The following is a 13,053-nucleotide window of genomic DNA, read 5'->3' on the forward strand; positions in this document are numbered from 1 at the left end:
CAACGGGCGACTGGAGCACCTACGCGGCATCGCCCTCGGCTTCCGCAACCTCACCAACTACATCGCCCGCAGCCTGCTCGAGACCGGCGGCCTCAGACCGCGACTACACCCTCGATTGCGATGAGCCACTTCGACGCCCTTCGCGACGTAAGCCCCCTGCTCGGTGCGCGGTCCGGGCTGACCACCGGGGACACCCTTTCGCTGGACGAGGCCGCGAAGAAGATTGCCGCCGCAACGGCCGCCGAGGATGGCGACTGAGGGGGACGAGACACCGCCGCGAGTACGCCGGCCTTCTAGCGGCGGTAGGACCTCTGCCATGGGTGGGCCGCGTTGACAGCGCAATGGTTGGGCGTCCCGCGCCGAGAGCGGCATGAACGGAACGGCATGCCGCCCATGCTGCTCAGCGGCACGAGCGGTCGCCGGCGTCAGACCTGCATGGGTCCGGGTTCGGCGGCCTGGCCGGGCTTGGTCCACTCGACGAGGTTGCGCCACATGGCGAGGCGTCTGTAGGTCAGCTGGCCAGGGTGGCGAGGTCGGTGAAGAACGTGTCGAGCATCTGCTCGGCGCTGGCGGACATGAGCTCGGCCCCGCCGAAGCGGTAGACCTCGTACCCGGCCAGGCGCAGGCGGCGGTCCTCGGCGACCATCTGCGCGTACAGCTGGGGGCTGGCGGTGCCGTCGGCGCTGGCGTAGTGCTGTCTGCCGTCGACCTCGATGACCACTCGGCGGCGGTTGCTGAACAGGATGAGGAAGTCCATCCGCTGCCGGGCCAGAGGTCCCGGTCCGTGCCCCAGGCGTTCCCGCTGGCGCACGGTGGCGGGGTCATAGTGCAGGTAGACCTGCGGGATGAGGGCGTGGACGGTGAAGTCGTCCCTGTACCTGCGGGCGTAGGCGTCGAGGACCTTCTCCTCGACCGGGTTGCGGGTGAGCGACGCTCGCAGTCTGCGGTGGAGGTCCAGGCCTACCTCCCGGTCGCCGGTGCAGTCGGGGAAGGACTCGTGCTGGCGCCACCAGGCGACCAGCGTGGCGAAGCGCAGCCCGTCGGCCGGCAGCGCGTCGGAGTAGACCAGGCAGCTGTCGGCGTTGCGCGCGATCTCGACGTCGTTGTTGACCGCGTCGCGCAGGACCAGGTCCGGCTTGGGGCCGGTCGCGGCAAAGATGAGGTTCTTGGGTTGGCCCCGCACACTGGCGGGGGCGTCGTAGATCTCGAGCATTCGTTGCAGGTGTTCGGTGGGGATGTCGAGCTCGGTGCAGATGCGTCGGGCGAGCCCGGCCATGCGGGGCAGGTTCCACCCGTTGATGTAGGAGTCGATAAGCGCGCGCTTGGTGCTTCCCTGGGCCGTGGGCGGTCCGCCTTCTGGTGGGTCCAGGCGTAGCTCGTCGGCCAGGACCAGCTCCAGGTCCACCCGGGTGTACGCCATCAAGGTCTCCTCGAGGGCCACACGCATGGTGCGCTCGGAAACCTTGTGTGGCGGCGCGGGACGGGTGACCACGTCGGTGACATCCACCCCAGGGGGGTAGGCCTGGAGGCTGGCGGTGTGCTCATGCGGCGCGCCGGATCCGGACCGCGCGCTTGTGGCGCAGGGTCGCAAGGTCCAGCAAGGCTGTCGCGAGCATCGCGGCCTGGACGGCGTTACGCCGGTTCAGCTGCTGGCGCGGCGGCGTGCGCGACCGCGTGCCGGGCGAACGCCGGTGAGGCGGCCCGTTGAGCCGGTGTGACCTGCGGGCGGTAGGCGAACCACACCGGCCGCCACACCATCGCGTCCGCTGCGTGCAGGTCGCTAAAGTGGTCCATGAGCTGGTTGCGGTCCAGGTGATTCGTCAGCCGGCTGCGCAGCGGGTTGCCTTCGGTGTACCGCTGGCGGGTGCTGTCCAGCACGTTGGCGAGCAGGGCCTGGCCTGACTCCACATGCCCGTCTCGGACTGCGTGCAAGGCACGCTGCAGCAGCCGCGCCTCGCCCGCGTACGGACCTGCGATGGCCCACTGGGAGACCGTCTCGCAGTCGTCGACGATCTGCTGAGACCGGTCTCCGAGAACTCGGCGCCGGGCCTGGCTGGTGGGGGCGTCCAGCAGCTGTCGAGCGATGCTCGCCCGGGGCACGGCCCACAAGGTGATGCCCTCGTCGGCGAGACGGCGCAGGGCGTCGACGTCCACGTGGTCGAGGCCGACGAGGTTCGGCGGAAGGACGTTCCTGCGGTGCTGCTCGAGCGAGCGGTGCAGGTCTCGCCACAGGTCCTGGTTGAACCGTGGGAGGTTCAGCCCTGCCAGCAGGTTGGGGATGGTAGGCATCGGCGGGGCGACCGACCGAACGTTGGCGGTGACCCAGTCACCGGCGACCTGACGGAAGAGATCGCCGGGGACGGTCGCGAACGTGGGGAAGAGGTCGGCAGGGACGATCTTCGGGATGCTGGCCGCGATGGCGTCCAGGGTGTCACCCAGGACTGCCTTGGCTGCCGCTTCGGCGAACCCGCTCCCGCGCGGCAACACGGGCGTGTAGAGGGACTGCAGCTTGCGAACGTCTGGCAGGGCATTCTTGAGGACCGCGTCGATCGTCGCGCGATTCTCGCGCATGGTGCGGCGCGCGTAGGCGTCCACGACTGCTGCTCCGGGGCTGCGCGCCGCCGACCGCTCCGCCGAGCCCCGCCGGGCCTCGCGCGTGGGCCCGGCCTCTGGCTCCGGGTGCGCCTCAGGTTCGGGTTCCGGCTTGGCGTGCTCGTCGGCGGGGTCGGCCATGACGGTGTCCTCCCTGCACTGGCTGGTGAGGACCGACGGTGCCCTCCTCGGGCAGGGTAGCCGCGGGCGCCGACAGCGATCGCTACCTTGACGTCGACGGTCGGTTGTCGTTGATGACACCGACGTAGATGACCTGCAGGTGGCGGACGACACCCCGCTGGGAGTCAGCCGGGGCCTGCCTGGAGTTGAGTCCGACAGCCGAATCTCGGCATTTCCGGACGGGGCGGTGGTGTCCGTGCGAGGCGCTCGTCGGCGGCAGGCTCTTCACGGGGCGGGCCGTTGGTGTGTCGAAGGGCGCGTCGCGAGGAACTCATCGATCGCCTCGACGGGCACCTTGCAGAGGCGACCGATGTGGATCGTGCGGATCTCGCCGGCGGCGATGAACTCGTAGAGCTTGCTTCGCCCGATCCCCAGGGCGGCGGCTGCCTCGGCGACGCTGAAGACCCGGCGCTCGTCGGTCTGAAGGGTGATGTTGATCACCGGCTGCTCCACCTCGCGGACGCGTCGGCGCTGGGGCTCAGTGCTCGTCGAGATCAGGCGAAGGGGACTGGTGCTGGTCATCGGGACCACCTCCTTTGGCGAGACGCTCCATGCTCGCCGGGGCCGATAGCCGAGGCGATGACGAACCGCGCCTCCTCGGTTCGTCATCGCCTCGGTCATCGGGTGTAGAGGGGCGGGTGGTCGCTGGCGCAGCGTTAGCGTTCGGGCCTGGGCCCACCCGACGGGACCAGCAGGTCCATTGCTGGCGTGTGACCGGAGCACACAGGTGAGATGGGGTGGCGGTACACGTCGGCGGTGATCGCGACCGACCGGGGGTCGAGGGTGTCGGAGATGTCCTCGATCGGCACGCCAATGGCCGAGAGAAGCTGGCGGCTGCGTGCCGGAGCATGTGGGGATGCAGGTGGGGGCCAACACCCTCATCGCCGTGACCGTGGGCGGCGCAACCCACAACCGCCCACGCCTGCGCCGCCCTGGTCATGGCGCACTCGGCTACCGCATCTCCATCACGCTGTGGGGCGCCGGCGCTCGTTACCTCGGAGCTGCCCGAGCCCAACACCGCGGGAGGGGGAGCGCTGGTGCTGAGTCTGGGTGATCAGGTGAGCTGGAGGGTGGTCACACAGGTCGGGCTGCCCTCGGTGGTGCTGAACGGGACGCTGCCGCTCAGGTCGCCCTGGGTGACCGTGATGGTGCCCTCGATGTCCTCGGGGAGCCAGTAGCCGACGAACCCGTTGGAGTAGGTCATCGCGTTCTCCTCGACGAGGACCGCACCGTCGGCGTCGGTGATCATGACCTCCACCGGTTCGTCGACCAGTTCGCCCTGGCAGCCGGCGAGGCTGTGGAAGTAGCACTCGTGCGTCGTTTCGATGTATGGGGAGATCGACACGTAGAACTGGCCGTCGTCGAGGGGCACTGCGACCTCCGTGGTCCCGTCGCCGACGAGCACCTCGTCCTCGCGCACGGAGGCCGTGAAGTCCAGCGGCCGGCTCTCGGGCGAGGCGTCGAGTCGCGTGACGATCTCTTGACCGGTCAGGCCGTCGAGCCCGAGGTCGGCGAGGACGTCGTCATCCGAGCTGGTGCCGGAGCATCCGCCGAGGACAGCGGTGGCGGCAACGACGGCGGCGGCGAGGCGGAGTCGAGAACGCATGGGCCGATCCTCGCTTACCGTGCTGCTCGATTCCGCCGACCGACGGCCCGCCGGCGATGAAGGTTCGATGAAGGCGTCGTCCGTTCAGCCAGCCGGAACCGCCGTGCGAGACGGCGATCCGACGCGCTGCGCACCGTGCGCTGCCGCCGTCGAGGCCTGCGGGCTCAGGTCGAGACGCCGCAGCAGTTGGGCGTTGGCGGCCACGACGACCGTGGACACGGACATGAGGATCGCACCGATCTCCATCGGTAGGACGAAGCCGACTGGCGCGAGGACCCCAGCGGCGAGGGGAACCGCGGCGATGTTGTAGCCGGCGGCCCACCACAGGTTCTGCTGCATCTTCCGGTAGCCCTCACGGGACAGCTGGATCACGGACAGGACCGAGCGAGGGTCGTCGGAGGCGAGGATGACCCCGGCCGAGGCGATGGCGACGTCCGTGCCGGCGCCGATGGCGACGCCGACGTCGGCCTGAGCCAGGGCGGGTGCGTCGTTGACGCCGTCACCGACCATCGCCACGGTGCGACCGGCGCCTTGCAGCGAGGCGACCCTGCTGCTCTTGTCCTCCGGGCGAACGCCCGCGAAGACCTGGTCGATGCCGAGCTCGGCCCCCACGGCCCGGGCCACCGGCTCGGCGTCGCCGGTGATCATGACGACGCGGACGCCGAGTGCGTGAAGGGCGTCGACCGCCTCGCGGGATTCCTGACGCACCTCGTCGGCGAGCCCCAGCGCGCCGGCCACCTGGCCGTCGACCACGACGTGCAGCACGATCTGCCCGCGGTCGGACCAAGGCTGGGTCGCCGGCAGGGGAGCAAGACCGTGCTCGGCCAGGAGGCTCGGGCCGCCGACCGCGACCTGGTGTCCCTCCACCGTGGCGGAGACGCCGACAGCCGTCGAGGCCTGGAAGCCGTTGGCGCGAGGAATGGTGAGTCCTCGGTGGTTCGCGGCGGCGGTGATGGCACGCGCGAGCGGGTGCTCGCTGTCGGCCTCCGCGGCTGCGGCGAGCGCGAGAAGGTCGTCCTCACCGAGACCGCTCGTGGCGACGTCGTGCACGGCCGGCTCGCCCTTGGTGAGGGTCCCGGTCTTGTCGAACAGGACGGTGTCGACCACGCGCATCCGCTCGAGGGCGCCGCGGTCCTTGACGAGGACGCCACCGCGGGCCGCCCGTTCGGTGGAGATGGACACCACGAGCGGAATGGCCAGCCCGAGGGCGTGCGGGCAGGCGATCACGAGCACGGTGATGGCGCGGATGATGGCGAAGTCGGGTGTCCCGATCGCGCTCCAGATCGTGACGGTGATGACGGCGGCGATGAGGGCGAACCAGAACAGCCAGCCGGCGGCGCGGTCGGCCAGCAACTGCGCGCGCGTCGTGGACGACTGGGCCTGCGCGACCAGACGCTGGATACCGGCCAGCACGGTCGAGTCACCGACGGCGTCCACCCTCACCCGCAGGGCGCTGTCGGTCGAGACGGTGCCCGCGACGACCTGGTCGCCGACGGTCCGGCGGACGGCTCGGGACTCGCCAGTGATCATCGACTCGTCCACGTCGGCGGCGCCGTCGATGACCTGCCCGTCGGCCGGGACCCGGCCACCCGGGCGGACGACGACGACGTCCCCCAGGACGAGAGAGGACGGCGGGACCGCGACGACGGAGTCGCCGTCGAGCTTCTCCGCCTCGTCGGGCAGCAGGGCCGCGAGCGAGTCCAGGGCCGAGGAGGTCTGCGCCAGGGACCGCATCTCCAGCCAGTGACCGAGCAGCATGATCACGACCAGGAGGGCCAGCTCCCACCAGAAGTCCAGCTCGTGGGAGAGCACTCCGATCGTCGCACCCCAGGAGGCGACGAACGCGACGGTGATCGCCATGCCGATGAGCAGCATCATCCCGGGCTTGCGCGCCCGGAGCTCCGCGATCGCTCCGGTGAGGAAGGGCCGTCCGCCCCACAGGTAGATGACCGTGCCGAGGATCGGGGCGGCCCAGGCGAGCCCCGGGGCGTCGGGGAGGGCGTAGCCGAGCAGGTCGGCGAACATCCCGCTGAGCAGGACCGTCGGCAGGGCCAGCGCGAGGTTGATCCAGAACAGGCGCCGGAACAGTGCGAGGTGGTCGCCGTGACCTCCGCCATGCCCCCCGTGCCCGCCGTCCGCGCCCATGTGCCCGCCGTGGTCGCCGGCGGACGGCCGGCGCTCGGCGTCATGCCCATCCACCTGCGCAGGCATGTGGTGGCCCTCGTGCTCCATCTGCCCGGCGTCGTGCCCGCCGTGGCGGTCCTGAGGCGGCGGATCCGTTTCGTCGACGGACAACTCGTGCCGCTCACCTGCGCGGCCGTGGCGTTCACCGTGTGCGTCGTGGCCCTGGTGCGCTTTGCTCATGGCTTCTCTCCTCGACATGTGCCCACCGTCCGCTCGGACAGATACCCCGCCGGGGTATCTGGCCACGGAACCGCGCGTTCACGCCTGGTATTCCCGGCGTGCAGCGCCTCGACGCCGGGTGGGTCAGGTCAGGGGGTAGGGCACGAGCGCAGCGCGGTGCCCTCGATCTCCGGTACGGGGCGCGCGTCGGCCTCGGCCGCCGTCGCAGCGATGCCGTTGCGCTCGATGTCCTCGATGAGCCAGTCCATCTCGGCGATCTCCCGCTGCTGAGCCTTGATGATCTCGACGGCGAGCTCGCACACCCGGGCGTCCTGGATCCCGGCCCGCTCCGAGCGGGTGATGGCCAGCGAGTGGTGGGGGATCATCCCGCGCATGAACGCGGAGTCGTCGACGGTGACCTGGCTGCGGTCCAGGGCCGCCCCGCCGCCGAACAGCAGCAGGCTCGCGACGACGATCCCGGCGTTCACCTTGGCGTTCTTGTACATGTTCAGCATCCACGCGAGCATGACCAGCCCCATCGTGCCGCCCATCGTGATCGCCATGAACACGCGACTCTGGCTGAAGCGCACGTGGCTCAGCTCCCACGACGCGACGAACATCACGAAGTACATGACGACCATCGCCGTGAGGAGCATGGCCCCGAACCGCAGGTACATGCCACGGGAGTGGTGGCCCTGGTCCTGGTGCTGTTCCTGCGTGGTGGAGTTGTCGTCCTCTGACATTCTGCTCACTCCTTCGCGTGTTTGTGGACCTACCAGTCCCGGCGGACATGGTTGGACCCGACTGTGTCGGTCCGAGGGATCTGGAAGGTCCGTCGCAGCGGGCTTCTCGACCATAGAAACGGCGCGTCGTCACCGCATCCGGCCAGGGCCACCCATGATGAAGGTTCGATGAAGATCGTCGACGGCGTGCCTGGGCAGGACCACGATTCACCGTTGCCGAGGATCGAGTTGAGCAGATCTTCACCGGACATCAGGTCGTGCTTGACGGTCGACCGGAACGCTGCCGGTGTGACCTCGACGGTCGACCGCGACCACCTCAGCGCCGACCGCGCCGCGCCCACCCGGCACTCTCCACGGCTGCTCGCCGCCCTCGCTGCCGTCGCCGGCGGCCTGGCGACCGAGACGGCGTTCCCCGGCCGGTCGTGGTGGCCGATGGCCTACCTCGGCATCGCTCTGCTCCTCCTGGGGCTGCGCCGGGACTCGGTGCGTCAGGGCTTCGTGACCGGCACCGCGTTCGGGCTGGCGTTCTTCCTGCCTCACCTGTGGTGGGCCAACGAGGCCGTCGGCCAGCCTGCAGGGTGGCTCGCTCTCTCTGCGCTCCAAGCCACGGCGGTTGGTGCCTTCGGAGCCGCGTGGGTACGCATCCGGCGCACACCCGTCCTCATGCGGAGCCCGGCGTTGCAAGTCATCGCAGCGGCTGTGCTCTGGGTCGCCATGGAGCAGCTGCGCGGACGGGTGCCGTTCGGGGGCTTCCCGTGGGGGGTGCTCGCCTTCTCACAGACGGATGCACCGCTGATCCGCCTCGCGTCCGTCGGTGGGCAGGTGCTGGTGAGCCTGGGCGTGGCCGCCATCGGAGCGCTCCTTGCGCTCGCGGTCGAGCTCGCGGTCCGCGGCGCCGTTCGGTCGGCGGTTCGCGGCACGGTGCTCGCGATCGCAGCGGTGCTCGTGCCAGTCCTCATACCCTTGAGCACCGCCCCGCAGGCGGGAACGCTGACCGTCGGAGCGGTCCAGGGTGACGTCCCGACGCAGGGGGCCGAGGCGATGGAGCAGGCCCGGCAGGTCGCTGCGAACCATGTCGCCGGGACGGATGCCCTTCGCGAGCGTGCTTCGGCCGATCGATTGGACGTCGTGGTCTGGCCTGAGAGCGCCTCGGACATCGACCCGCGCACCGACGTCGCCCTCGGCGGGGCCCTGTCCAGGGTCGCCAATCTCGTGGACGCCCCGATCCTGGTGGGAACCCAGAGGTTCGAAGAGGATGTCCGCTTCAACGACTACCTCGTGTGGGAACCAGGACGCGGCCCGACGGCGTCCTACACGAAGCAGAAGCCGGTCCCGTTCGGGGAGTACATCCCCTACCGCCAGTTCTTCAGGGCCCTGAGCCCGGCTGTCGACCTCGTCCGGACCGACATGGCACCGGGCACCGGAGTCGGCCTGCTCGAGGTCCCCATCACCCGCCTGGGGCGTGAGGTGGGGATCGCCACGGCGATCTGCTTCGAGGTGGCCTACGGCGAACTCGTCCGGGAGGCGGTGGTCGCAGGTAGTGAGCTGATCGTGATCCCGACCAACAACGCCTCGTTCGGCTGGACCCAGGAATCGGTGCAACAGCTGGCGATGTCGCGCTTCCGCGCCGTCGAGCACGGGCGGGCGGTCGTCCAGATCTCGACGGTAGGCGTCAGCGCCATGGTCGGCCCCGACGGCTCGGTCCTGGAGCGAACCGAGCTGTTCACGAGCGACCAGATGATGCAAGACCTGCCGCTGCGGACATCCCTGACGCTCGCTGACCGGCTTGGACGCTGGCCGGCGATCACGGTCGACGCACTCGCCGTCCTGCTGCTCCTAGGTGCTTGGCTTCGAGGGCTGCGGCCCAGAAGCGGCCCGGCACAGCGCTCGGGAGCGTGATCCTGGAAGGGGTCCGCCACCTGATGCCTCACCGTGGGGGAAAGACGACGCGGGATGCTCACTCACCCGAGCCGATGCGGTATCCAAGGCCGCGGACCGTACGGATGAAGCGCTGCGCGTCGACGGTGTCACCGAGCTTGTGGCGAATGTGTCCCACGTGCACGTCCACGACGTGTTCGTTGCGGGCAGCTGCTTCGCCCCAGACGGCCTGAACGAGCGCGCGACGGGTGAACGTCACGAGCGGGTGGTCGGCGAGCGTGACCAGGAGGTCGAACTCGGTGCGCGTCAGGACCACGAGAGCCTCTCCGAGCCAGACCTCCCGAGCGGAGGGTCGCACGCTCATCGCACCGACGGTGAGGGCGGGCCGGCAACGGGCAGTCGCCGGTGCGCACAGTGCCCGTGGACGGCGCGTGATGGCTCCGACGCGGGCGACGAGCTCCGGAAGGTGCACGGGGGCGTTCATGAAGCCGTCGGCCCCGGCGGAGAGGCCCGTCAGCACGTCGAGCTCATCGGCGTCAACGGAGACCATGAGGACGTAGCAGTCGGAGAAGTGCCGGAGGCGTCGGCAGAGCTCGACGCCATCCAGCCCACGCCGCCCGGAACTCAGAATCACGATGTCGGGGTCGACGACGGCTGCGGCCGCGAGGGCGCTGTCTGCGGTCGCCGCACGATGGAGCTCGAAGCCTTCGCGAACGAGGTGGTGGCTCACGGCGTCGCCGGTCATCGTTCCGTCGACCAGAAGGGCGCGAGTGCCCGTGCGGTTCGCCGTCGGCATCATGGTCGATTGTCTCCCCGTGTGGTGAGTTCTGCTATCGAGACAGCGGCAGGCGACCAGTTCTTCATTGAAGATTGAGCGAAGCGACAACGTCGTGGCGCACGGGCGACGTAAGACTCAACCGAGAGGTGACGCGAAGTCGCGGAATCCGGTGGAGAAGGGGGGAATTGTGGCGGTTGCAGGTGCCCGCGCGACGGACCCAGTGTGCGGACGAGAGGTCCGAGTTGCTCGAGCGGCGTCGTTCGCCGAGTACGAAGGAAGGAGCTACTACTTCTGCTCCGTCGAGTGTGGGAAGAGATTCTGTCGTGGGCTGCGTGGAGCGGGCCCTTCGTGACGTGACCGCCGGGGCCCGGAGGCTCCCGTGGCGCAGCGCTTCACCCAGGTCACCGTGGCAGCAGGGTCTCGGGGTCGACCGTGTCGCCCTCGACGTAGGCCTCGAAGTGCAGGTGGCAGGCGGTGGAGGTACCCGTCGTTCCCGAGTAGCCGACCACCTGCCCTTGGCGCACCTTCTCACCTGTCCGCACGGCGAACGACGTCAGGTGGTTGTAGCTGGTCATGAGCGAGCTGCCGTTCGGAGTGCCGTGATTGAGCATCACTTGATTGCCGAAACCTCCGACCGCCTTGGCCCACTGAACGGTGCCGGCCGCGGCCGCGATGATCGGTGTCCCGCAGTACGCGCGAAAGTCTGTCCCGGCATGAAGCTTCCGGTAGCCGAAGATCGGGTGGATCCGGTAGCCGTACGGTGAGGTGATCACCGGGCGGCTCATCGGGCTTGGGAAGTCGAGAATCCCGGGGCGGATGGGCCCTGCGGGTGCTGGTGGCGCGGACCGGGCCGGCGTGTCGGCACCCCCCTGCGAACCGCCTTCAGCGGCTTGGCGGCGCTCTTTCTCCTCCTCTTTGCGCTGTGCCTCTTCGCGCTGTGCCGCGACGATCGCCCTGAGCTCTGTCGCGAGGGCTGCTTGCTGCGCCTCGTACGTGGCTTTCGCCGCGAGCTGCGTACCGCGTTGTGCCTCGATCGCCGCAGTCCTGACCTCATGGTCCCTGAGCAAGGTCTCGAGCTCATCCTTGCGTGCCTGGACGGTCTGCCGGGCCGAGTCAGCCTCGGCGAGCTTGGCGTCGGCGGCGGTCTTGAGCTCAACGATCTTGGTCTCGACAGCGGTCAGACGAGCCTGCCGATTTCGGTTTGCGCCGCGGACCTGTGCGAGCTCCCGCAACGCGTACGTCTGGACCCTGAGTGCGGAACCCGCAAGTGCGGAGTCGGTGACAGCGTCTTCGGCGCTTCGGGCTTCGAGCAGGATCGACAGGGCTGGGGCGGAGAGGGTCCCCTTGTATGCCTCCCGTGCCACCTCTCCGACTCCGGCGCGGAGCGTCACCGCACGGGCGGAATCGTCCTCAATGCGACGGGCGAGGCCAACAGCCTCCTCTTCAGAGCTCAGCAGACGCTGCTCCAGCACGGCCAGCTCACCTTGGATGGCCGCGACGACCTCCTCCGCCTCGGCAAGCTCGACCTCCACCGGTGCCAGCTGCGCCGCAATGATCTCGCGGTCGTTGTAGGCCGCGACGAGTTCTGCGTCGGTGTCCTCGAGGAGCTCGTCGATCTCCTCGAGAGACAGCCCCAGTGCACGTTGCTGCTCCCGGGCGCGCGTCGCCCGGTCCTCGTACCCTGCGGCTGCCGCGGGGACTGCTACTGGCAGGGTGAGGATCAGTACGGCCGCAGCGGCAAGGTGCGCTGCGCGAGTGAGGATCCGCATCTATTCATCCTTCTGCGTGCGTCTCGTGCACCGAAGATTGGGCACCGTCCACATGATGATCGATCAGTGCCCGGAGCGTCGCTGCACCTGTGCGTTGATGTCGAATCTCCATCGAAGATTGACGGCAACAACATCGGACGCACCCGAAATGCGGTCCGGCTGCGATTCACCGGGAGTTCGTGTTTCGTCGACAGGGCGTTCCTTCTTTTCGTGGGCCATAATGGGGTGGTGAAGATCAGGCTGCTGTATCTCGAAGGCTGTCCCCACTGGCGCGTCGCGCACGAGCGGCTTCGCGAGGCGATCGCGGAGATCGACAGCGACGCGGACGTCGAGCTGGTGACTGTCGAGGGTCCGGACGACGCCGAGCAGTACGGGTTCCACGGCTCGCCCTCGATCCTGGTCGACGGTGTGGACCCGTTCGCTGAGCCGGGTGCACCCGTCGGTCTCGCATGCCGTCTGTACCGGACCCCGGCCGGGTTGCGCGGCGCACCGACGGTGGAACAGCTGGCCGCCGTGCTCGCGAGGTGAGCGACGACGCCACGTCCGCTGGACGCCTGAGGGGCGGGTTCCACCGGCGTCGAGACCTGGACCGAGGGGAGTGCCGCCGGCCGAGGCTCAGCGCCCAGACACCGCGGGATCCTCGACCACGGTGATCGAGCCCCAGTACATCCCCATGCCGCAGGAGTAGCGCAGCACTCCGGTCCGTTCGGGCGTGAACGTCACGATGTTGAGACCTGGCTCCAGGACCATCGGTTCGATGCCGAGGTCGGGGGAGTAGAGCGAGGCCGCGCAGCTGACGGCCACGGAGTCGGAGCCTGACCCGGTTTCCCGGACAGTTCGGGTTGGGTGATCATGCCGCCGCGGTGGCGGCGGTGTGAAGGTCCTCGAACTGGTTCGGGGACCGGTAGCCCAGGCCGGAGTGGCGCCGGTGGGGGTTGTAGAAGCCTTCGATCCACTCGAAGATCGCTGAGGCGAGCTCGGCCTGGGTGGCCCAGGTGCGGCGGTCCAGGAGCTCGCGCTGCAGGGTCGACCAGAACGACTGTGAGACTCGCCAGCATGCTGCGCGGCAAGGTGGTGCCGGCTGGCGTGACCCACAGAATGACCGACCCTGCCGGTGTCCTCATTGAGAGATCTGTCCGCCTGCCGCACCGCCGACCCTGATGG

The 13,053-nt window shown here is 69.2% G+C and carries 13 protein-coding genes and 1 pseudogene; 4 read left to right on the forward strand and 10 right to left on the reverse strand.

The genetic code is table 11. The features are described from left to right. The first annotated feature begins 120 nt into the window (after positions 1-120). Positions 121-258, forward strand: a complete 138-nt coding sequence (locus GXB85_RS17405; protein WP_161918933.1) for a hypothetical protein — start codon at positions 121-123, stop codon at positions 256-258. A gap of 253 nt (positions 259-511) precedes the next feature. Here the strand turns inward: GXB85_RS17405 and GXB85_RS17410 are convergent, their stop codons facing one another. The 6 genes from GXB85_RS17410 to GXB85_RS17435 form a co-directional block, all read right to left on the reverse strand. After that, positions 512-1,507 (reverse strand): hypothetical protein, encoded by a 996-nt coding sequence (locus GXB85_RS17410; protein WP_161918934.1) that lies wholly within the window; start codon positions 1,505-1,507, stop codon positions 512-514. A 125-nt stretch (positions 1,508-1,632) separates the two neighbouring features. Continuing rightward, positions 1,633-2,733: a hypothetical protein gene (locus tag GXB85_RS17415; RefSeq protein ID WP_161918935.1), complete on the reverse strand. Its 1,101-nt coding sequence runs from the start codon at positions 2,731-2,733 to the stop codon at positions 1,633-1,635. 264 nt (positions 2,734-2,997) lie between these two features. After that, positions 2,998-3,294: a helix-turn-helix domain-containing protein gene (locus GXB85_RS17420; protein WP_161918936.1), complete on the reverse strand. Its 297-nt coding sequence runs from the start codon at positions 3,292-3,294 to the stop codon at positions 2,998-3,000. A gap of 532 nt (positions 3,295-3,826) precedes the next feature. Further along, complete coding sequence (locus GXB85_RS17425; RefSeq protein ID WP_161918937.1) at positions 3,827-4,378, reverse strand: CueP family metal-binding protein; 552 nt, start codon at positions 4,376-4,378, stop codon at positions 3,827-3,829. Positions 4,379-4,462: 84 nt separating this feature from the next. Beyond that, positions 4,463-6,742, reverse strand: coding sequence for a heavy metal translocating P-type ATPase (locus tag GXB85_RS17430; RefSeq protein WP_161918938.1), 2,280 nt, complete (start codon positions 6,740-6,742; stop codon positions 4,463-4,465). Positions 6,743-6,870: 128 nt separating this feature from the next. Further along, positions 6,871-7,464, reverse strand: a complete 594-nt coding sequence (locus GXB85_RS17435; protein WP_202628133.1) for a DUF305 domain-containing protein — start codon at positions 7,462-7,464, stop codon at positions 6,871-6,873. Positions 7,465-7,485: 21 nt separating this feature from the next. Here GXB85_RS17435 and lnt point away from each other — a divergent pair, with 21 nt between their 5' ends. Continuing rightward, on the forward strand, positions 7,486-9,363 hold the full coding sequence (gene lnt / locus GXB85_RS17440; RefSeq protein WP_237728389.1) for an apolipoprotein N-acyltransferase: 1,878 nt from the start codon (positions 7,486-7,488) through the stop codon (positions 9,361-9,363). A 58-nt stretch (positions 9,364-9,421) separates the two neighbouring features. Here the strand turns inward: lnt and GXB85_RS17445 are convergent, their stop codons facing one another. Beyond that, positions 9,422-10,138: a response regulator transcription factor gene (locus GXB85_RS17445; RefSeq protein ID WP_161918944.1), complete on the reverse strand. Its 717-nt coding sequence runs from the start codon at positions 10,136-10,138 to the stop codon at positions 9,422-9,424. 202 nt (positions 10,139-10,340) lie between these two features. Between GXB85_RS17445 and GXB85_RS19025 the strand changes: the two genes are divergently transcribed. Next, positions 10,341-10,472, forward strand: coding sequence for a hypothetical protein (locus tag GXB85_RS19025; protein ID WP_370524319.1), 132 nt, complete (start codon positions 10,341-10,343; stop codon positions 10,470-10,472). 49 nt (positions 10,473-10,521) lie between these two features. Here GXB85_RS19025 and GXB85_RS17455 read toward each other — a convergent pair whose 3' ends face one another. Beyond that, the gene (locus GXB85_RS17455) at positions 10,522-11,889 is read right to left on the reverse strand and encodes a M23 family metallopeptidase (RefSeq protein WP_161918940.1); all 1,368 of its coding nucleotides are present in this window, start codon (positions 11,887-11,889) and stop codon (positions 10,522-10,524) included. A 66-nt stretch (positions 11,890-11,955) separates the two neighbouring features. Between GXB85_RS17455 and GXB85_RS19030 the strand changes: the two genes are divergently transcribed. Then, the gene (locus GXB85_RS19030) at positions 11,956-12,417 is read left to right on the forward strand and encodes a hypothetical protein (protein ID WP_370524318.1); all 462 of its coding nucleotides are present in this window, start codon (positions 11,956-11,958) and stop codon (positions 12,415-12,417) included. 87 nt (positions 12,418-12,504) lie between these two features. Here the strand turns inward: GXB85_RS19030 and GXB85_RS17465 are convergent, their stop codons facing one another. Continuing rightward, on the reverse strand, positions 12,505-12,693 hold the full coding sequence (locus GXB85_RS17465; protein WP_161918941.1) for a hypothetical protein: 189 nt from the start codon (positions 12,691-12,693) through the stop codon (positions 12,505-12,507). A 46-nt stretch (positions 12,694-12,739) separates the two neighbouring features. Next, a pseudogene (locus tag GXB85_RS19035) lies at positions 12,740-12,919 on the reverse strand (IS3 family transposase); the annotation flags it as partial. Positions 12,920-13,053: the final 134 nt, after the last annotated feature.

It is taken from the genome of Cellulomonas sp. APG4, assembly GCF_009996735.1.
Classification (GTDB): Bacteria; Actinomycetota; Actinomycetes; order Actinomycetales; family Cellulomonadaceae; genus Actinotalea.

Bases quoted from the DNA above. Each gene is read 5' to 3' on its own strand.
- GXB85_RS17405 (WP_161918933.1), top strand. From the start codon at position 121: ATGAGCCACTTCGACGCCCTTCGCGACGTAAGCCCCCTGCTCGGTGCG.
- GXB85_RS17415 (WP_161918935.1), bottom strand. From the start codon at position 2,733: ATGGCCGACCCCGCCGACGAGCACGCCAAGCCGGAACCCGAACCTGAG.
- GXB85_RS17420 (WP_161918936.1), bottom strand. From the start codon at position 3,294: ATGACCAGCACCAGTCCCCTTCGCCTGATCTCGACGAGCACTGAGCCC.
- GXB85_RS17425 (WP_161918937.1), bottom strand. From the start codon at position 4,378: ATGCGTTCTCGACTCCGCCTCGCCGCCGCCGTCGTTGCCGCCACCGCT.
- GXB85_RS17430 (WP_161918938.1), bottom strand. From the start codon at position 6,742: ATGAGCAAAGCGCACCAGGGCCACGACGCACACGGTGAACGCCACGGC.
- GXB85_RS17435 (WP_202628133.1), bottom strand. From the start codon at position 7,464: ATGTCAGAGGACGACAACTCCACCACGCAGGAACAGCACCAGGACCAG.
- GXB85_RS17445 (WP_161918944.1), bottom strand. From the start codon at position 10,138: ATGCCGACGGCGAACCGCACGGGCACTCGCGCCCTTCTGGTCGACGGA.
- GXB85_RS17455 (WP_161918940.1), bottom strand. From the start codon at position 11,889: ATGCGGATCCTCACTCGCGCAGCGCACCTTGCCGCTGCGGCCGTACTG.